Source organism: Haemophilus paracuniculus (assembly GCF_002015115.1).
GTDB lineage: Bacteria > Pseudomonadota > Gammaproteobacteria > Enterobacterales > Pasteurellaceae > Haemophilus_E > Haemophilus_E paracuniculus.
Map to the genome: position 1 here is coordinate 20364 of NZ_MUYA01000009.1, position 19407 is coordinate 39770.

Annotated in this window: 15 protein-coding genes and 2 pseudogenes; 12 read left to right on the plus strand and 5 right to left on the minus strand. The window is 43.3% G+C overall.

Features of this window, described 5'->3' with window-relative positions:
* From B0187_RS07435 to B0187_RS10440, 5 genes are all read left to right on the plus strand, one after another.
* The gene (locus B0187_RS07435) at nucleotides 1–501 is read left to right on the plus strand and encodes an OmpA family protein (RefSeq protein WP_078237236.1); all 501 of its coding nucleotides are present in this window, start codon (nucleotides 1–3) and stop codon (nucleotides 499–501) included.
* 135 nt (nucleotides 502–636) lie between these two features.
* On the plus strand, nucleotides 637–1140 hold the full coding sequence (pal, locus tag B0187_RS07440) for a peptidoglycan-associated lipoprotein Pal (protein ID WP_078237237.1): 504 nt from the start codon (nucleotides 637–639) through the stop codon (nucleotides 1138–1140).
* Nucleotides 1141–1271: 131 nt separating this feature from the next.
* The gene (thiI, locus tag B0187_RS07445) at nucleotides 1272–2720 is read left to right on the plus strand and encodes a tRNA uracil 4-sulfurtransferase ThiI (RefSeq protein WP_078237238.1); all 1449 of its coding nucleotides are present in this window, start codon (nucleotides 1272–1274) and stop codon (nucleotides 2718–2720) included.
* A gap of 11 nt (nucleotides 2721–2731) precedes the next feature.
* Complete coding sequence (locus B0187_RS07450; RefSeq protein ID WP_078237239.1) at nucleotides 2732–3946, plus strand: glycosyltransferase family 9 protein; 1215 nt, start codon at nucleotides 2732–2734, stop codon at nucleotides 3944–3946.
* Nucleotides 3947–3992: 46 nt separating this feature from the next.
* On the plus strand, nucleotides 3993–4124 hold the full coding sequence (locus tag B0187_RS10440) for a hypothetical protein (protein ID WP_281247602.1): 132 nt from the start codon (nucleotides 3993–3995) through the stop codon (nucleotides 4122–4124).
* 44 nt (nucleotides 4125–4168) lie between these two features.
* Here the strand turns inward: B0187_RS10440 and B0187_RS07455 are convergent, their stop codons facing one another.
* Nucleotides 4169–5134, minus strand: coding sequence for an asparaginase (locus tag B0187_RS07455; protein ID WP_078237240.1), 966 nt, complete (start codon nucleotides 5132–5134; stop codon nucleotides 4169–4171).
* A 430-nt stretch (nucleotides 5135–5564) separates the two neighbouring features.
* On the opposite strand from B0187_RS07455, the gene B0187_RS07460 reads away from it, so the two are divergent.
* The 4 genes and pseudogenes from B0187_RS07460 to lysS all read left to right on the plus strand — a co-directional run bounded on the left by B0187_RS07460 (nucleotide 5565) and on the right by lysS (nucleotide 10009).
* Nucleotides 5565–5747, plus strand: a complete 183-nt coding sequence (locus B0187_RS07460) for a YegP family protein (protein WP_078237241.1) — start codon at nucleotides 5565–5567, stop codon at nucleotides 5745–5747.
* 140 nt (nucleotides 5748–5887) lie between these two features.
* A pseudogene (locus B0187_RS10455) lies at nucleotides 5888–6439 on the plus strand (ATP-binding protein); the annotation flags it as partial.
* Nucleotides 6440–6571: 132 nt separating this feature from the next.
* Nucleotides 6572–8458 (plus strand): annotated as a pseudogene (locus B0187_RS07465) (DNA gyrase subunit B); the annotation flags it as partial.
* Nucleotides 8459–8506: 48 nt separating this feature from the next.
* Entirely contained in the window at nucleotides 8507–10009 is a 1503-nt protein-coding gene (gene lysS, locus B0187_RS07470; protein ID WP_078237242.1) for a lysine--tRNA ligase, read from the plus strand.
* A 429-nt stretch (nucleotides 10010–10438) separates the two neighbouring features.
* Here lysS and recB read toward each other — a convergent pair whose 3' ends face one another.
* Both recB and metC read right to left on the minus strand, forming a co-directional pair.
* On the minus strand, nucleotides 10439–14017 hold the full coding sequence (recB, locus tag B0187_RS07475) for an exodeoxyribonuclease V subunit beta (RefSeq protein ID WP_078237243.1): 3579 nt from the start codon (nucleotides 14015–14017) through the stop codon (nucleotides 10439–10441).
* Between the two features lie 24 nt (nucleotides 14018–14041).
* On the minus strand, nucleotides 14042–15220 hold the full coding sequence (metC, locus tag B0187_RS07480; protein WP_078237244.1) for a cystathionine beta-lyase: 1179 nt from the start codon (nucleotides 15218–15220) through the stop codon (nucleotides 14042–14044).
* A gap of 124 nt (nucleotides 15221–15344) precedes the next feature.
* On the opposite strand from metC, the gene B0187_RS07485 reads away from it, so the two are divergent.
* Both B0187_RS07485 and B0187_RS07490 read left to right on the plus strand, forming a co-directional pair.
* Nucleotides 15345–15503 carry a YoaH family protein gene (locus B0187_RS07485; protein WP_078237245.1) on the plus strand — a complete coding sequence of 53 codons (159 nt, stop codon included), beginning with the start codon at nucleotides 15345–15347 and terminating at the stop codon, nucleotides 15501–15503.
* Nucleotides 15500–15982, plus strand: coding sequence for a PM0630 family protein (locus B0187_RS07490; protein WP_078237246.1), 483 nt, complete (start codon nucleotides 15500–15502; stop codon nucleotides 15980–15982). The genes B0187_RS07485 and B0187_RS07490 overlap by 4 nt, the downstream gene beginning before the upstream one ends.
* A 29-nt stretch (nucleotides 15983–16011) precedes the next feature.
* Here B0187_RS07490 and B0187_RS07495 read toward each other — a convergent pair whose 3' ends face one another.
* Entirely contained in the window at nucleotides 16012–16854 is an 843-nt protein-coding gene (locus B0187_RS07495) for a CYTH domain-containing protein (protein WP_078237247.1), read from the minus strand.
* Between the two features lie 100 nt (nucleotides 16855–16954).
* Here B0187_RS07495 and B0187_RS07500 point away from each other — a divergent pair, with 100 nt between their 5' ends.
* Nucleotides 16955–18364, plus strand: coding sequence for a YcjX family GTP-binding protein (locus B0187_RS07500; RefSeq protein ID WP_078237248.1), 1410 nt, complete (start codon nucleotides 16955–16957; stop codon nucleotides 18362–18364).
* A 53-nt stretch (nucleotides 18365–18417) separates the two neighbouring features.
* Here the strand turns inward: B0187_RS07500 and B0187_RS07505 are convergent, their stop codons facing one another.
* Nucleotides 18418–19218 carry a class II glutamine amidotransferase gene (locus B0187_RS07505; protein ID WP_078237249.1) on the minus strand — a complete coding sequence of 267 codons (801 nt, stop codon included), beginning with the start codon at nucleotides 19216–19218 and terminating at the stop codon, nucleotides 18418–18420.
* Between the last annotated feature and the right edge of the window lie 189 nt (nucleotides 19219–19407).

Sequence of the window (19407 nt, forward strand, 5' to 3'; positions counted from 1 at the left end):
ATGAAAAAACTCGTTAAAGTTTTAATGGTTGCAGCACCTGCATTCGTATTAGCAGCGTGTAGCAGTTCAGACAACAACGCCTCTGCAAACGGTGCATTAAATGGTGCGAACGGTGCAAACAGTGCGTTAAATGGTGCTGGTGTAAACGGTCAATTCGGCGGTTTATCTGCACAAGATTTACAAACTCGTTACAACACTGTGTACTTCGGTTTCGATAGCTACGCAGTTGAAGGCGAATACCGCAACTTATTAGATGCACACGCACAACTTTTAAAAGCAACTAACGGCAACGTAACTGTATCTGGTCACGCTGACGAACGTGGTACACCAGAGTACAACATCGCATTAGGTCAACGCCGTGCAGATGCAGTACAAAGCTACTTAGCACAACAAGGTGCAACTAACGTATCAACCGTTTCTTACGGTGAAGAGAAACCTGCTGTATTAGGTCATACCGAAGCTGATTACCAAAAAAACCGTCGTGCGGTGTTAGAATACTAATTTGAATTAGTTTTCCAAAAACGAGATAAGCCCTAATTTATTAGGGCTTATTTTTTATGGCGACTATTCAAGACAAATTGAGCGTGCTAGAATAATTCCACATTTTCTTTATATCTCATTAGTTAGGAGCAAAAAATGAAAAAACTTGCGAAAGTTTTAATGGTTGCTGTACCTGCTTTTGTTTTAGCAGCGTGTAGTTCTTCAAACAACAACGAAACCGCAAATGGTGCATTAAATGCAAACGGTGCAAATAGTGCGTTAAATGGCGGTGTGGCAGGCGGTCAATACGGCGGTTTATCGGCACAAGATTTACAAACTCGCTACAACACTATCTACTTCGGTTTTGATAGCTACTCAGTAGATGGCGAATACAGCAACTTGCTTGACGCTCACGCAGCTTACTTATTAGCGAACCCAAGCCAAAACGTGGTGATCGAAGGTCACGCTGATGAGCGTGGTACGCCAGAATACAACATCGCGTTAGGTCAGTTGCGTGCGGAAGCAGTGCAAACCCACCTTGTCAACAAAGGCGTGAAAGGTCAAGCCCGCTCAGTTTCTTACGGTGAAGAAAAACCAGCAGTGTTGGGTCATACGGAAGCAGATTACGCCAAAAACCGCCGTGCGGTGTTAGCTTACTAATTCTGTTTGCTGAAATGAAAACAGCCCCGAAATCAATTCGGGGCTTTTTATAAGAGTGGGATTTTACAAAATTCCCTCAACCCTTCCTTTATGCTAAAATCCGCCCCAATTTTTCTCAAACCCATTCAACAATGAAATTTATCATCAAACTTTTCCCTGAAATTATGATTAAAAGCGATTCGGTGCGGAAACGCTTTATCAAAATTCTCACCAGTAACATTCGCAATGTCTTGACTAAACACGATGAAAACGTGGCGGTGATTCGCCATTGGGATTTTATCGAGGTGCGGGCGAAAAATGCCGAAAACGCACCGCTTGTATTGGATTTATTGCAACGCACCCCCGGTATTCATCACATTTTGGAAGTGGAAGAAACGCCGTTTACTTCAATGCACGATATTTTTGAGCAGACCTATCAAGCGGTCAAAACCGAGTTAGAGGGCAAAACCTTTTGCGTGCGAGTTCGCCGTAAGGGTAAGCACGAGTTTCGTTCCCTTGATGTGGAACGCTATGTCGGCGGTGGCTTGAACCAGCGGATCGAATCCGCTACCGTTCGCCTCACCAACCCCGAAGTAACAGTGCGGATCGATATTGATCACGACAAAATGTTGCTGATCAAAGCCCGTCATCAAGGCTTGGGCGGCTACCCGATTGGCACGCAGGAAGATGTACTTTCGCTGATTTCGGGCGGTTTCGATTCGGGCGTGTCGAGCTATATGCTGATTCGCCGTGGCTCACGGGTGCATTACTGCTTCTTCAATTTGGGCGGGGCGGCACACGAAATCGGCGTGAAGCAGATGGCGTATCACATTTGGCAACGGTTTAGCAGTTCGCACAAGGTGCGGTTTGTCGCGATCAACTTTGAGGGCGTGGTCGGCGAGATTTTGGAAAAAGTCGATAACGGTCAAATGGGCGTGGTGTTGAAACGAATGATGGTGCGAGCGGCGAGCAAAATCGCCGAGCGTTTTGATATTCAAGCGATTGTAACGGGCGAAGCGTTGGGGCAGGTTTCCAGCCAAACGCTGACCAATTTACGCTTGATTGATAAGGCGTCCGACACCCTTGTGTTGCGTCCGCTGATTACCCACGACAAAGAGCAGATCATCGCAATGGCGAAAGAGATCGGCACGGACGACATCGCCAAATCAATGCCTGAATTTTGTGGGGTAATCTCGAAAAATCCAACGGTCAAGGCGATTGAGAGCAAAATCGTGGAAGAAGAGGGGCATTTCAATTTTGAAATCCTCGAACAAGCGGTGGCTTCCGCCCAATTTTTAGATATTCGTGAAATCGCCCAACAGACCGAAAAAGAGGTGGTTTCGGTGGAAACGACTTCGGAACTGGGCGAAAACGATGTGATTTTAGACATTCGCAGCCCCGAAGAAGTGGACGAAAGTCCGTTCCGCTTAGACGGCGTGGCGGTGCAAACTCTGCCGTTCTACAAACTTTCTTCCCAATTCGCCAGCTTCGACCAAAGCAAAAACTACCTGCTTTACTGCCAGCGTGGTGTGATGAGCAAACTGCAAGCCCTCTACCTCAAAGAGAACGGCTTTGCCAACGTGAAAGTGTTTCGAGCCTAACGAGAAATCCAATGGCGGAAATGCGATATAGCGATTTTCTCGCTCTCTTGATTGCCGAAGAGGAAAAAGCCAGCACCAGTGAGCAATGGTTGGTGCTGTTGCGTTATTACGATCAGCTGTTGCAAGCCTTGCCCGATCAAGCGGAACTCTATCATCATCGTTCGATTGCCCTGCAAAATTTGGGGCTTTACGATCTCGCCCTGTGGGACGCTAAACAAGCGGTGCGATTGTCGCCAAATTTTCCGTTGGCGTGGTGCAACAAAGCCTTGCTGCATCTCACTTTGGGCGGGAACGAGCAGGGTTGGCAAGATTACGAATGGCGTTGGAAAACTAACTTGCCCGCTTTTGAGCCGTTGGGGATCGATATTCCTCAATGGCAAGGTATGGGGCAAGGCGAGCCGATTGGTGAGGGGAAATTGCTGATCCACGTTGAGCAAGGTTTCGGCGACAACATTCAGTTTGTGCGTTATGCGATTGAGGCAAAACGGCGAGGGTTGAATGTGGTGGTGCTAAATCACACGGGCATTGAGAATCTGCTCAATTTCAATTTGGCTCGCTACGGGGTGGAAACCGTGCCAAATGGTTCAACCATTTATGGGCTGAAATATCATATTCCGATGATGAGCCTGCTTCTTGCCCTGCGATTATTTTCAGAAATACCACCCCTTGCAGGGGGCTATTTGCAAGCTGAACCTGCCTTTGCGGAAAAGTGGGCGAGCCTTGTACCAGCCAGTCGCAAGCCTAAAATTGGCATTGTGTGGGGCGGTTCGCCCAAGCATAAACGCAATCTTTCCCGTAGCCTTGATTTCGCCCAACTCGCCCCGTTATTTGAGCTAGATGGTGAGTTTCATTGCTTGCAAAAAGTGTTGAATAAAGCGGATTGCAAGCGGTCAGATTTTCCAAAAAATTTACATCTTTGGGCGGATCGACTTGATGATTTTTCCGACACCGCAGGGCTGATCGAGCAAATGGATCTGGTGATTTCGGTGGATACGTCCGTGGCACATTTGGCGGCGGCAATGGGCAAACCAACGTGGATTTTATTGAGTTTCCACCCCGATTTTCGTTGGGGGTTAGAGCGAACGGATAGTGATTGGTATCAGAGCGTTCGCCTGTTTCGACAAGGGGCGGATTTGAGTTGGCAGCCCGTGATCGATCAACTGGTGCAATCCTTGACGGACTGGTCGGAAAATAAATCCATTGCGTTGGCAGGGGTTAATTCGTAGAATACGCCCTCGCTAATCAGCGATTGGCTTTTTATAGGAATTTAAAATGAAAAAATTAGTGGTAATTTTATCGGCGTTAATGTTGGCAGGTTGCGTTTTCAGCGGCGGTGCAAACATTAGTGGCGGCTCAAACGGTGCAGGTGTCGGCTTGGGCTTGGGAACGGGCATCCGTTTCTAATCAAACGTAAAAAAATAGGACGCTTCGGCGTCCTTATTTTTTGATTAGAAATAGCTGGCAAGCGGTTGGTTAAGGGAATGATTGAGCAACACCATTAGCTTGATCCGAGCTTTTTGTCCGCTCAACCCTGTGGTAAAAATCACGCCCTGCTGTTTGAGCTGTTTGCCACCGCCGAGGTAGTCGTACACATCTTGGGTCACGCCGTTAAAGGCACGCGAAACTAACACCACAGGAATTTTCGCATCGAGCAAGGCTTGCACGCCGTCTAAACAGCTTGGCGGTAAATTGCCCGCCCCCAACGCCTCAATCACCACGCCATCGCAACCACTTTTAGCGAGTTGCGAGAGCAGGAAACTATCCATTCCCGCATAGGTTTTGACGACTTGCACATTGGCTTTTTTCACTTCCGTCAGCGGAAAACGTTCGTAAGCGGTCAGCTGTTGGAAATAAATCACACGGTTTTTCGCCACCAATCCGCACGGCCCGAAAGTTGGGGTTTGGAAAGTCGCCACGTTGGTGGTGTGGGTTTTCGTAACAAATTTGGCGTGATGAATTTCATCATTCATTACCACCAACACCCCTTTATTTTGGCTTTCAGGACTAAGGGCGACCAAAATCGCACTTTGCAGGTTGATTAAGCCGTCCGCCCCCAGTTCATTACTGGAACGCATCGCCCCCGTGATCGCCACTGGCACATTCACATTCAGCGACAAATCAAGGAAATAAGCGGTTTCTTCGAGGGTGTCCGTGCCGTGGGTAATCACAATCCCGTCAAAATGCTCTTGATTAACCGCCTGTTCAATCCGATTTTTCAGCAGTAACCAATGTTCCAACGTAATATGAGGGGACGGCACATTCAGCACCGATTCTTGATGCAGTTGAGCAGGATGATTGAGGCGTTCAAGGGCAGCAAGCAACGGATTTTGCTGAGACGGGGCGACTTTACCGTCTTCCCCCTCACTCATCGAAATCGTGCCACCTGTATGTAAAATAAGCAATTTTTGCGTCATATTCAGATCCGAGAAAAAATAAAAAAAGTGCGGAAATAGTAACCGAAAGCAGGTTAAGAAAAAAGGTGCAAGGGGTGGGATTTTTGAAAATTTCTTGTTTATTAGAGAGAAAATAAAATTTTCTTAGTTTTCAAATTATTGCTCGAATAAATCCCCCGTCATTTTGCGTTGAGCGGTTTCGTTAATTTCAAGGTCAATTTGTACTGTTTGAGCCAGCTTGCTGGCGAGTTTACAAATTGACCGCAGAAATTAGAAACAAGCGAAACAAAAGCAAAATGTTCGGGGTCGCCTTTCTTTTGCTACTTTTCTTTGGCGAAGCAAAGAAAAGTAGATCTGCAAGCGGTAAGATCCCACGAAAAATTTACAATTTCCCAAATTCAGCGTAAGCTATACACGCCAAATCGTTGGCATTTTTAAGAGGAAAACAAAAATGTACTTTGAAATTTACAAAGATGCAAAAGAAGAATTTCGCTGGCGTTTAAAAGCGGGCAACCACGAAATTATCGCCACCAGCCAAGCCTATGCTTCAAAACAAGGCTGCCAAAAAGGGATTGAAGCGGTGAAAAAAGTAACCCCTGAAACGGAAGTGAAAGATCTGACCAAAGCTGAATAATTAAAATGCCCCGATCATTAGGGGCATTTTTTATCGGCGAAAATCGGCTAATTTCCGCCACATCAACCGCTTTTTCTGATATAATCTCGCTCAATTTTTTGGCGAAAATCCGCCATCATTTTTTTATCAAGGAATTACGAATGTCTGAACAAACGAATAGTTACGATTCTTCCAGTATTAAAGTCTTGCGTGGCTTGGACGCCGTGCGTAAACGCCCTGGTATGTATATCGGCGATACCGATGATGGTACGGGCTTGCACCATATGGTGTTTGAGGTGGTGGATAATGCGATTGATGAAGCGTTAGCAGGGCATTGTAAGGACATTATCGTAACCATTCACGCCGATGATTCGGTGTCGGTGCAAGATGATGGGCGTGGGATTCCCGTTGGGATTCACCCCGAAGAGGGTGTGTCGGCGGCGGAAGTGATTATGACCGTGCTGCACGCGGGTGGTAAGTTTGACGACAACTCTTACAAAGTCTCGGGCGGTTTGCACGGGGTGGGGGTGTCGGTGGTGAATGCCCTTTCGTCTAAATTGCAACTCACGATCCGCCGTGAGGGCAAGGTTCACGAGCAATTTTATAGCTTGGGTGTGCCTGACGCCCCGTTGGCGGTAATTGGCGAGACGGATAAAACGGGGACATCCGTGCGTTTCTGGCCGAGCCGTGATATTTTCAAAATCAAGCAGAACGATGTTGAAGAGAGCGTTGATGAGGAAATCGAAGAGGCAGAATTAGTGGCGGATGCGGAAGATCAAGACGATGTTGAGATCGAGATCGTTGAAAAACCGAAAAAAGCCAAAGAGCCAAAATACTCAAACGTTTTCACTTACGATATTCTGAAAAAACGCTTGCGTGAATTGTCGTTCCTCAATTCTGGCGTGTCGATCAAATTGATCGATGAGCGTGATAATAAGCAAGATCACTTCAAATATGAGGGCGGTATTCAAGCCTTTGTGGAATATCTTAACCAAGGCAAAGTGCCAGCCCATTCAACCCTGTTCCATTTCTCGACCGAGAAAGACGGCATTGGGGTGGAAGTGTCAATGCAATGGAACCAAACCTACGCCAAAGATAAAGAATACTACTTCACTAATAACATTCCGCAGGGGGACGGCGGTACGCACCAAGCAGGTTTCCGCACAGCATTAACCCGTGAGCTGAATAACTACATCAAAGAGAATAAAGATAACCCGAAAGTAATGAAGAAAGATGACGCTAAGGTCAAAATTTCGGGGGACGATATTCGTGAGGGATTAGTGGCGATTGTGTCGGTCAAAGTGCCTGATCCAAAATTCTCTTCGCAAACCAAAGAAAAATTGGTTTCTTCGGAAGTGAGTGGGGCGGTAAGCGGTGCGATGGGCGATTATTTCAAAACCTATTTGGAAGAAAACCCTGCCGATGCGAAAGCGATTATTACTAAAATCATTGATTCGGCGCGTGCGAACGAGGCAGCAAAACGTGCGTTATCCCTTTCTCGCACCAAAGGCAAGGCGAAATTGAATATCCTTGCGGGGAAACTCGCCAACTGCCAAGAGCGAGATCCTGCCTTGTCGGAACTGTTCCTTGTCGAGGGGGACTCTGCGGGCGGTTCGGCAAAACAAGGGCGTAATAAGAAAAATCAAGCAATCCTACCGCTTAAAGGGAAGATCTTAAACGTGGAAAAAGCCCGTTTGGATAAAATGCTCTCTTCGCAAGAGGTAGCGACCTTGATTTCCGCCCTCGGCACGGGCATCGGGCGTGATGAATATAACCCAGATAAATTGCGTTATCACAAAATCATCATTATGACCGATGCGGATGTGGACGGTGCGCACATTCGCACCCTCTTGCTCACTTTCTTCTATCGCCAAACGCCAGAGTTGATCGAGCGTGGGCATATTTATATCGCTCAACCGCCGCTTTACAAAGTAATGAAAGGCAAACAAGAGCAATATATTCAAAATGATGAAGAAATGGCTCAATATGAACTTACTCTTGCGTTAGATAATGCGAGCTTGCACGTTAATGAAAATGCCCCAGCGTTAAATCAGTTGGCGTTGGAAAAATTGATCGCCGAATATAACGATGTGCAGAAATTGTTTGGGCGTTTAACTCGTCGTTATCCGTCAGCCTTGCTCAATGGCTTGCTTTATCAGCCAAATCTGGTGGACGTGGTAAAAAATGAAACGGAAGCCACCGCTTGGACGGCAAATTTTGTCGATTATCTCACCGCCAACGAAAGCAATGGCGGCAACTATCGTGGCGAAATTGCGTTCAACAGCGAACGCCAAACCTACGAGCCGAAAATTATCGTAACAATGCACGGAATGGACACCGCCTACACCCTTGATTTCAATTTTGTCGGCAGCGAGGAATATCGCCAAGTAATGCAACTCGGCGAACAGCTACAAGGCTTGCTCGAACCAACCGCCTACGTGACCAAAGGCGAACGTCGTGCCAACGTGAGCAACTTCGCCGAAGCCTTGGCGTGGTTGAAGAAAGAATCGGCGAAAGGCTTAGTGATTCAGCGTTATAAAGGATTGGGCGAAATGAAAGCGAAACAGCTTAAAGAGACCACAATGGATCCTGAAAATCGCCAAATGCTACAAGTGAAAATCACCGATGCCATCGAAGCCGACCGCCTCTTCACTACCCTAATGGGCGATGAAGTTGAGCCACGCCGAGATTTCATCGAAAGCAACGCCCTTTATGCCACCCTTGATGTCTAACAAGCGGTTGGATTTTTAATAATTTTACATTTTTCTAAGGTAATACTAATGTCAGCACAAGAAAACCAAGAATTAGATCTGAACGGCGAGATGCTTGCTCGCCGTGAGAAATTAAACCAACTTCGCCAGCGTGGTAATGCGTTTCCGAACACATTCCGCCGTGAGCATTATGCGGCAGATTTGCACAAAAATTATGATGAAGTAGAGGGCGAAACCCTCAAAGAGCAGGGCATTCCTGCGGTGGTGGCAGGGCGGATTATGCTTCGCCGTGCAATGGGGAAAGCGACTTTTATCACCATTCAAGATGTGAGCGGCGATATTCAACTTTATGTCGCTCGCGATAATTTGCCCGAGGGCGAATATGAAAACACCATCGGCATTTTGGATTTGGGCGATATTGTCGGGGCGAAAGGCACGTTATTCAAAACCAAAACGGGCGAATTGACCGTGCGTGTGGCGGAATTTGAGCTTTTAACCAAAGCGTTGCGTCCGTTGCCAGACAAGCACAAAGGCTTGACCGACCAAGAAACTCGCTACCGTCAGCGTTATTTAGATTTGATTGCGAACGAAGAATCTCGTCGCACCTTTACCATTCGTTCCAAAGTGATTTCGGGCATTCGCCAATACTTCACTGAAAAAGGCTTTATTGAGGTGGAAACCCCGATGTTGCAAGTGATCCCAGGTGGTGCAGCAGCGAAACCATTTATTACCCACCACAATGCGTTAGACGTGGATATGTATTTGCGTATCGCCCCAGAACTTTACCTCAAACGCCTTGTGGTGGGCGGCTTTGAGCGTGTGTTTGAGCTAAACCGCAACTTCCGCAACGAGGGTGTATCCGTTCGCCACAACCCTGAATTTACAATGATCGAATACTACCAAGCCTATGCGGATTACCACGATTTAATGGATAACACCGAAGAATTGTTACGCCGTTTGGCACTCGATATTCTCGGCACGACCACCGTCCCTTATGGCGACTATGTGTTCGACTTCGGCAAACCATTTGAGCGAATCACAATGCACGATGCGATTGTGAAATATGGCAACGGCATTCAACTTGCGGACTTGCACGATTTCGACAAAGCGGTAGCGATTGCCAAAGGCTTGAACATCGAAATCCAAAAATCGTGGGGCTTAGGTTCAGTGGTCAATGCGATCTTTGAAGAAGTGGCGGAACACCAACTGATTCAGCCAACTTTCTTAATGGCACACCCTGCGGAAATCTCACCGCTTGCACGCCGCAATGACGAAAATCCAGAAGTAACCGACCGCTTTGAACTCTTTATCGGCGGACGCGAAATCGGCAACGGCTTCTCAGAATTGAACGATGCAGAAGACCAAGCTGAACGCTTCCAAGCCCAAGTAGCAGCGAAAGAAGCAGGCGATGATGAAGCGATGTTCTACGATGACGATTTTGTGGTCGCCCTCGAACACGGCTTACCACCAACGGCAGGCGAAGGCTTAGGCATCGACCGCCTCGCAATGATCTTCGCCAACGCCCCATCAATCCGTGATGTGATTTTATTCCCTGCGATGCGTCAGAAATAATCATTGTTGAATGAAAAACCGTTTTGAGCGATCAAAACGGTTTTTTTATTTACGGGGATTTTTTTATTTCTTTTTTTATTTTAATAAAAATGGATATAGAATTTGCCCTACATTCTAAATTTTTGCTCGAATAATTTTCCCTGTCATTTTGCGTTGAGCTGTTTCGTGAATTTCAAGGTCAATTTGTACTGTTTGAGCTGACGAAGTCAGCGAGTTTACAAATTGACCTTGAAATTAGAAACAAGCGAAACAAAAGCAAAATGTTCAGGGTGTGCTTTCTTTTGCTACTTTTCTTTGCACAAGCAAAGAAAAGTAGATCTAAAAGCGGTGGGATTAGCGAAAATTTTCGTAAATCGTACCGCTTGTAGAAGTTTGAGATTAAAATGTATTTGTATTGATATATTTTAATCTTATATTTTATTGTATCTACTAATCAAATAACAAATCCATTTCTTCAATCAGCTGTTTACTCGGTTTTTCAAAGTAAACCCCGCTATTGGGTGTGCCGTTCATTCCTCTTAGGAATAAATAAGCGATGCCGCCAAAATCATTGTCGTAATCGTAATTTTTCCCGAGACGGAATCTTAAATAACGATGAATGGCAAGGGTGTAGAGAATATATTGTAAATCGTAGCGGGATTTGCCGATCTCTTTTTCAATATTTTGTGGCGAAAAATCATAGCCAAATGCCGATAAAGAATTTGATTTATAATCCAAAATATAAAATTTATCATTGATTTTGACAATGCAATCCACATAGCCTTTTACAAATCCTTCTAATTCTAGCAGATTTAAATCAGGGAGATTTTTGGCAATAGGCGAATATTTTTTTAATAATTTATTGAGTTCAGGTAATGCATTTCGATTGCTTAATCTAAGATAAAATTGCCATTCGTTTAAACGCTGTTTTTCATCAATTTGATTAAGTGAAAATGCAGGTTCAGCAAATGGGGTTTGCATTATATTTTTAAACCACTGTTTTGTTGGTTCGATCCATTTCTCATTTAAATCTAATTGCTCACATAATTTTGTGATTTTTTCATTAGAAATAGGTTGGCTAAATACAGAAGTTTCAAAGAATTTATGTAATAAATTTCCCACTTTGGCACTACGAGGAAATTTAATTGGGCTATATTCATTATCTTCTTCAAAACTATTATTTTCTGAATCAGAAATAGCATTATCATAATCGAGAGCGTTATCGACAAGCGGTGAGATTTTATTATTTTTTTGCAAATCTCGGCTTTGGCTTTCTAATTGGGTAAAGCTAGTAATACTGCCAATATAGCGAGGAGTATTGCCCGTAAATTCAAGGGCAGTAATTTCCGTTTGCGATTGTGTCGGCTGCCATTCATCGACCGTTGGCATATCAGGTAATTCAATAATTTCCCCTTGGATTCTTTTTTGATTGAGATAATAGCTCAGATCGTTTTCTGTTTCATATTTACGATCAATGCCAATAGCACCGTTACTAAGTAAATAGTGCATTGCATTCCAGCCATTTTCAAAGGTTCTTGGCAAAATAAAGTTAATTTGATATTTGGCACGGGTAACGGCAACATATAATAAACGTAACTCTTCCGCCAATTCTTCTTTTATAATAGCTTCTGTCGCTTTTTCTTTATTTTCAAATGCCCAACAATCTTTATTTTGTTCTAAATCTTTATAAATCGCAAAATTATCAACGCTGAAATTTTTATTAGAAACGTGAGATTTTTTCGCCACAAAAGGTAGCCAAACAATCGGATATTCAAGCCCTTTTGAACTGTGAATTGTAATAATTTTAACTAGCTTTCTTTCGTTTTCTAAACGTAATAATTGCTCGTCTGAACCTTGCGGATCATTGATATGTTCTTCAAACCAATGTAATAATGCTAACTCATTTTCTAACAGCGGCATTGCTTGCTGTAATAATTCGGCAAGATGAAATAAGTTAGTAATACTGCGTTCGCTATTTTCTGTTGTGTTTTTTAAATGTTGTAGCATATTTTCTGAACGGAAAATTTCGTGCAACATTGGTAAAACACCTTGTTGTTGCCAAATTTTTTGATAGGTTAAAAATTTATTTACCCACAAATCCCATTCTGCTTCATTATTTTTAAGTTGATAAATTTCATTCGCCGATTTCGCCCATAAGGTTGTTCCGAGTGTGGCTAATATCGCCCTTGAATTAAAAGGTTCTAAACAGGCTTTTAATAAAATAGCGATGTTTTTTGCTTCAATTGTGTAAAAAACACTATTTTTATTATTCGAAATTACCGCATCAATATGATATTTTTTGAGGGTCGCCTGCATTAAATCCGCTTGGTTGCGATCACGGACTAGAACGGTAATATCTTCGGGCTGAATTGGCAGATTTTTCGTTTCATTTTTCGCAAGATATAATCTTTTTTCACTAGATTTTTTTAATTGTTGTTGAATTTTATAGGCACACTGTTCCGCTGCCAGTTCTAAATTAAATTCGGTTTGTACATAATAATTGGTATAAGATTCGCCAACTAATTTTGTTTCAGTTGGATTAAAACTTACCGCTTGGAAATCAATCCCTTTATATAAAAAAGGTTGGGCTTCGGTTTCATTAAATTGAAAAAGTTGGTTGGTGCTTTCAACCACTTCGGGTAAAGAACGCCAGTTTTTATTTAGGGTGTAGGCTTTTTCCGCTTTTTCTTTTGCGGTTAAATAGGTGAAAATATCTGCACCACGGAATTTATAAATAGATTGTTTCGGGTCGCCAATCATAATAAAGCCAATTCGCTTTTGTTGGGCTTTTTCGCCCATAAAAAGTTGACTGAAAATTTCATATTGATCTTGATCGGTGTCCTGAAATTCATCAATCATTGCAAATTGATATAAATTCTGGATTTGGCTAATTAACCGTTCGCCTTGATCTGATTTTAAGGCTTGGTTAAATAAAATTTGAATATCTTTAAAGGTTTTATCTTTGTGGGTAGATTTATATTCGGCTAACTTTTGGCGTAAAGCGAGTAAAAAATGATATTCAATACATTGAGAAACTGCCCCAAATTGCTGTTCGTAAGCGGTGAGATTCGCTTCATTTTCGGCAAAAAGGGCATTTTCAACCGCTTGTTCCGCATTTTTTCGAGCTTTTGGATTATCTAAGCCACGCTGACAAAAACGGCTAAAATTATCGGGGATAAATAGTTCCGTTGAATTTGCCCATTCGTTAATCTGTTCTGCCCATTTTAAAATTAAATCAGAGCGATAAGAACGGCGGTTTAAATTAGGTTCTGTTTGTAAAAATTGAATAATATCTGGCTGATTTTCTTGCCATTTTTGTTTGATTTTTCGAATATGATGATTGATCCGTTCAAAAAGATCGTTCAATGAATTTTCTGAAATCAGTTTATTTTGTTCGGGTAAATTTTGATAAAGATAAGGACGAATTTTCCATAATAAATTATCTGGTGTTTTATAATTATTATAAATGGTTTGTGCATATTCTTGTTTTAATGGATAGCACTGCTCTCGCCAAATTTCTTGATTTAAGCGAGTTAATAATTCATTTTCGTCAGGATTTAATTCAATATCAAATGGTACGCCCGAATCAAATGCAAATTGAAACAGCATTTTTTGGCAGAAACTGTCAATGGTAAAAATGTTGGCAAGATCGATCTCTTTTTCGGCAATGCTTAACCGCAACAAGGTTTCCGATAAATCGGGATCTTGCTCAATCACATTTTGATAGAGCGGAAATAAAAAGGCTTGATCCTGCTCTAAATCGGTAGATTTTTTCTCTTTATAATCGCTGAATAATTTGCGAACTTCGGCTAGTCGCTTGCGGATACGATCTCGCAACTCTTGGGTGGCAAGGGTGGTAAAGGTAACGACTAAAATTTCGTTGATATTCAATGGGTTACGTTTCGCTTCATCTTTCAGTAAAAGGCGAACGAAAAGGTTAGCGATGGTGTAAGTTTTGCCCGTGCCTGCCGATGCCTCAATCAGCACCGAAGTGTCGAGGGGTAGGGTAAGTGCGTTAAGATTTTCCATTGTGCGAGATCGTCAAAAATAAAATTAAATGCGAGCGAAAGCCTGTTCAAGGTCGGCGATTAAATCTTCCACATCTTCCAAACCGATATGGATGCGAACCAATGTTCCCGTGAGTTTGCGGTCAATCGCAGGGCGAATGCGGGCGATTTCCTGCGGTTGGTTGGCAAGAATTAACGACTCAAAGCCCCCCCACGAATATGCCATTGTGAATAGCTCAAAGTGATCGAGGAAGTTAGCGAGTTGCTCGTCCGTTAGCACTTGGTTTAATTCAAACGAAAACAGACCGCTTGATCCGCTGAAATCCCGTTGGAAAAAGGAATGTCCGTGGCAACTTGGTAGGGCAGGGTGGTAAACGGTTTTGACTTCGGGGCGAGTGGCGAGCCATTTGGCGACCGCAATGCTACTCTGTTCGTGCTGTTTGAGGCGAACCCCGAGGGTGCGTAAGCCTCGGGCTGTAACGTAGGCGGAATCCGCATCCGCCATTTGCCCCATTAAATAGGATTGCTCACGTAGTTGATTCCAACATCTGGCGTTGGAAACGGCGGTGCCGATCATTGTGTCAGAATGCCCCACCAGATATTTTGTGCCTGCTTGAATCGAAATATCAATTCCGTAGGAAAGGGCAGGGAACAGCACCCCCGCCGACCAAGTGTTATCAATCATAATCACGATGTCGGGATTGACTTCTCGGGCAACTTTAACGAGGGTGGGAATATCTGGCACTTCCATTGTGAGGGAACTTGGCGATTCGAGGAACAGCACTTTGGTATTGGGCTGAATTAAACCACGAATCTGCTCGCCGATCATTGGGTCGTAATAGGTGGTGCTTACGCCTAGTCGTTTTAACACAACATTACAAAAATCTTGGGTTGGCTCGTAAGCCGCCCCCGTCATCAAAATGTGATCGCCTTGTGCCACAAAGGCGAGAATGGCATTGGTTACCGCCGCCGCCCCGCAAGGGTAGAGATAGCAACCCGCCCCGTTTTCCAATTCGCACATTGCCTCTTGCAGGGCGAAGTGGGTGAGCGTGCCTCGCCGCCCGTAAAAAAGTTCGCCCTTGTAGCGGTTTTTGGTGGCGTGTTTTTTATCGGCAACGGTCTCAAACACGAGGGACGAAGCTCGCTGAATCACGCTATTCACCGCCCCTTGCGTATAACGTTTTTTTCTACCCGCTTGCACTAATATGGTGTTGAGTTTGCTCATTCTTTTTTCCTTTTAATTGCCGATAAAGTGGCAAGATTTTAGCAAAGTTTTGTCAAAATTAAGAGGGTTATGCTATGATTTCGCCCCAATTACCCACAAATTTTTGTTGGCAAAAGGAACTTAAATGGATAATACCTTACTAAGTTTGACCCACGAACAGCAACAACAAGCGGTCGAGCAGATCCAAGCACTGATGCAACAAGGTGTCAGTAGCGGTGAAGCGATTGCAATGGTTGCCAAGCAATTAAGAGAATCACACCAAAAAACGGAGAATCGTGAATGAAAAAATATTTGACCCTAGCCACTTCTTTACTTGCAATGTCGAGCGTGGCGTTAGCGGAAGAAAAACCAGCCCAGCCTGCCCCAGCCAGTGAAGCAAAACCGCCAATGATGGTTTTATATGTGTTGGATTCAAGTAGCAAAGTGGCTCGCCCTTTACAAACGACCACTTATTCGGTGAAAAACAGCAAAACTCATCAACTTTGCTGGACAGCGGTGAACGTGCCGTTCAAAGCAAGCAACGAAGTGGTTGAAAATTTCGTTGCCCCTGCGGAATCAACTTTCGTTGCGAAAAATGGTAGCGTGATTAGTTCAAAAGATAAAACCAAACACGAAGTTACGTATCGTAAACCAAGCGTGAATAATGAATCTATCGGCAACTGCTGGCGATTTGATAACACCGATCCGAAAGGGCAATATAGTTTACAAGTGCGTGTGAATGAAGTTCAATTCCCAACGCAAACCTTTACAATTACCGAATAATCAAAATGCCACCGAAAGGTGGCATTTTTTTAGGCATATAAAGCGATAATTTGCTTTAAAGTTTTTTGGAAATAATGGTTACTGATTAAATAATCGATCAAGTCAGTGTGATCTTTATTTTTAAGTGAGGGTTCAAAAATGTAGAAATTTTCTAAAATCTCACCCTTTGCATCAACGGTTCTAATATAGTCCGCTAACTCTTGTTCTAATTGAAATCCTTGATGTTGAGCGAGATTTCGTTCCATTTCTTGCTGGTATTTATCGGCACGCCCCACCAAATAGCCCCGTTGAGCTTTGCTTAAACTGCTAAACCACACGCCATCTTGATTTGGCAAGGTGGTTAGCAAATTTAAAATCGCCTTTAATTCGCCTGATTTTAATTCAAATTCCATTTCACAAATGTTTTCTTCGCCATATTGATTTTTAATTAAACCTTGATCGAGGGCGATTTCAATTTGCGATTGTTGATATTTAATTAACCACTTTGTGCGATGAAAATCGGTGCTAAATGTTGCGATTAAATTTTGTTGGATTTGTTCCACTGCTTTTGGCTCAAAATTTAAAGAATAATGAGAAACTAACCCCTTGAAATCAGGTTTTTCATTGGATAAGGGTAAATTATATTCGGGGCGAATATGCAAGCCACCAACAATTTCCCCTTTGGTTTTTAAGGTTTGTTCATATTCACTGTTTTTTTGACGAACACGAAAGCCCATTTGTTGAGCGGCGAAAAATTGCGTTGGGGTGTCGTAATAGCAATTTCCTAAGGTTTCCGAGCTTTGCGTGAGGATATTTTGTTGGTTGATCCAAGCGAGCAGGGCGGGAATGGCTTGCTCTTTTAGCATTAACTTTAATTCAATTTCGTTTTCCATTTTATTTCCTCTTTTTGTTCCCCTTTTGTTCCGCATAAGGGGATTTTTTGCTATATTTTGCAGTCTTACAAGGGGTTATTTTAGCAATAATTTTCAGCCAATGTTTAATCAAATTCAGCACCAACTTCATAAATTCGTCCAACGTGGGTTGGATAATCATTTACGCCTTGCGGTTACGGGGCTTAGTCGTAGCGGTAAAACCGCTTTTATTACCAGCTTTGTTGACCAACTTCTGCACATTCAAAAGGGCGAAAATCCGCACCTCAATCTGTTTGCCCCTGCACGTTACGGCAAAATTATTTCCGTGAAACGGGTTGAGCAGAAAGATTTAACCATTCCTCGTTTTGAATATGATAAAAATCGTCAAGGGTTGGAAGATAATCCGCCACGCTGGGGGGCTTCCACCACGGGAATCAGCGAAATTCGGTTGGCGATCCGCTACCAACGGCAGGATAGTTTTCTTCGCCATTTGAAAGAAACAGGCACGCTTTATTTGGATATTTTCGATTACCCCGGTGAATGGTTGTTGGATTTGCCGTTGCTTTCGCAATCGTTCAAAGAGTGGTCGCAAAATCAGCAACAGGTGCATCAAGGCAGACGGGCGGAATTAGCCGAAAGCTGGCTGGCAAAAATTAAGGCGTTGGATTTGTCCGCAAAAGCCGATGAAAATCAACTCGCCGATTTAAGCGAAGAATACACCGACTATTTATTGCAATGTAAAGCCGAGGGAATGCAATATATTCAGCCAGGGCGATTTGTTTTACCAAATGAAAATGGTAGAGGCGCACCTGTTTTTCAATTTTTCCCTTTATTAGATTTGACGGAAAATGATTGGCAAAAATTAGCCGAAAGCCCGAAAAATAGTGTATTTCATACCTTGCAAAAGCGTTATGAACATTATCAGCAAGAAATTGTAAAGCCGTTTTATGAAAATTATTTTTCCCAATTTGATCGCCAAGTGATTTTAGCCGATTGTTTAACCCCGTTAAATCATAGTTATGAAGCATTTATGGAAATGAAAATTGGCTTACAACAGTTATTTAAACATTTCCATTATGGTAATCGTTCGTTATTTCATCGCTTGTTTTCATCGAATATCGACAAATTATTATTTATTGCCACCAAAGCGGATCATATTACCAGTGATCAGCTGCCAAATTTAGAAAGTTTAATGCGACAGCTGGTGCAAGAGGGCGGGCGACACGCGGAATTTGAAGGGGTGGAAACGGGCTATCACGCCATTTCAGCGATTCGAGCCACTGAGCCTGTGGTGGTTACCCAAAATGGTGAGCAAATTCGAGCGATTCGCGGCGTGCGTTCTAAGGATAAAAAGCAAGTTACCCTTTATCCTGGTAGCGTACCGAGCCGTTTGCCCGATCGAAATTATTGGCAATATAATCAATTTGAATTTGATCAATTTGAGCCAAAACAATTAACACAAGGCGAGCCAATTCCGCATTTTAGAATGGATGCGGTGTTGCAATTTTTATTAGCGGATATGATCGACTAAAAATAAAGGGGAAATAAACATTTCCCCTTATTTTTTCACTTTATTTTGTAGCATTAAACGTGCGGTTTACATTCTGGCAATGTGCCTTCGATTTCATAAACTAAATCGCCGTCTTTAAAAAAGACATAACCGCCATTTTTCATTTTTGTCCATTGCTCATTTTTGGTCAGCGGTTGGGTGGTAATAATGGTAACTTTATCGTTTTCAGTGGTGTATTGGCTGAAATCGATCATCACATCATCATCACGCAACGCCTTACCAAATGGGGCTTTGCGACAAACGTAATGCAAATTGGTTGAGCAACGGGCGATCATCCATTGTCCGTTTGACAGAATAAAATTAAACACGCCATTTTCTGCAATATCCGAAGTAATTTCGACAATCGCATCAAAAATTTCTTTGTCGGACGGCTTTTTAGGGTGGCGTTTTTTCAAACGTGAAAGCAGATTACAAAATGCCGCTTCGGAATCCGTGGTGCCAATCGGCTGATAATGGCACTCTGAGCAGACTTGCACATTTTCCACCGTGCCGTTATGGGCGAAAGTCCAGTTTTCGCCCCAGAGTTCACGGGTAAACGGGTGGGTATTTTCAAGGTTCACATCGCCTTTGGTCGCCTTGCGGATATGGGCGATCACGTTGAGGGATTTGATTCGGTACGCACTCACTAAATCCGCCATTGGCGAGGACGCCCCAGGGCGGTTATCCCGAAAAATTCTCGCCCCTTTTCCCTCAAAAAAAGCGATGCCGAAGCCGTCCGTATGGTGGTCGGTTAAACCTGCACGGCGGCGAAAGCCCTCAAACGAAAAGGTAATGTCCGTTGGCGTATTGCAATTCATTCCTAATAATTGACACATAAGTCTGTTCCACAAATAAAAAATAACCACCCAAATGGGCTAACAAGCGGTGCGATTTTCGCTAAATTCGATCAAGACTTCAATAGGGTTTGATCAAACATTTTTATGTTTTAGTTATAAGGCTAGCCGCTTTCTTTTTGGCTGTAGTTTAATAATTCATTGATTTACTTTTTAATAAGATAGCCATTT

Bases quoted from the DNA above. Each gene is read 5' to 3' on its own strand.
- B0187_RS07435 (WP_078237236.1), top strand. From the start codon at position 1: ATGAAAAAACTCGTTAAAGTTTTAATGGTTGCAGCACCTGCATTCGTA.
- pal (WP_078237237.1), top strand. From the start codon at position 637: ATGAAAAAACTTGCGAAAGTTTTAATGGTTGCTGTACCTGCTTTTGTT.
- thiI (WP_078237238.1), top strand. From the start codon at position 1,272: ATGAAATTTATCATCAAACTTTTCCCTGAAATTATGATTAAAAGCGAT.
- B0187_RS07450 (WP_078237239.1), top strand. From the start codon at position 2,732: ATGGCGGAAATGCGATATAGCGATTTTCTCGCTCTCTTGATTGCCGAA.
- B0187_RS10440 (WP_281247602.1), top strand. From the start codon at position 3,993: ATGAAAAAATTAGTGGTAATTTTATCGGCGTTAATGTTGGCAGGTTGC.
- B0187_RS07455 (WP_078237240.1), bottom strand. From the start codon at position 5,134: ATGACGCAAAAATTGCTTATTTTACATACAGGTGGCACGATTTCGATG.
- B0187_RS07460 (WP_078237241.1), top strand. From the start codon at position 5,565: ATGTACTTTGAAATTTACAAAGATGCAAAAGAAGAATTTCGCTGGCGT.
- lysS (WP_078237242.1), top strand. From the start codon at position 8,507: ATGTCAGCACAAGAAAACCAAGAATTAGATCTGAACGGCGAGATGCTT.
- recB (WP_078237243.1), bottom strand. From the start codon at position 14,017: ATGGAAAATCTTAACGCACTTACCCTACCCCTCGACACTTCGGTGCTG.
- metC (WP_078237244.1), bottom strand. From the start codon at position 15,220: ATGAGCAAACTCAACACCATATTAGTGCAAGCGGGTAGAAAAAAACGT.
- B0187_RS07485 (WP_078237245.1), top strand. From the start codon at position 15,345: ATGGATAATACCTTACTAAGTTTGACCCACGAACAGCAACAACAAGCG.
- B0187_RS07490 (WP_078237246.1), top strand. From the start codon at position 15,500: ATGAAAAAATATTTGACCCTAGCCACTTCTTTACTTGCAATGTCGAGC.
- B0187_RS07495 (WP_078237247.1), bottom strand. From the start codon at position 16,854: ATGGAAAACGAAATTGAATTAAAGTTAATGCTAAAAGAGCAAGCCATT.
- B0187_RS07500 (WP_078237248.1), top strand. From the start codon at position 16,955: ATGTTTAATCAAATTCAGCACCAACTTCATAAATTCGTCCAACGTGGG.
- B0187_RS07505 (WP_078237249.1), bottom strand. From the start codon at position 19,218: ATGTGTCAATTATTAGGAATGAATTGCAATACGCCAACGGACATTACC.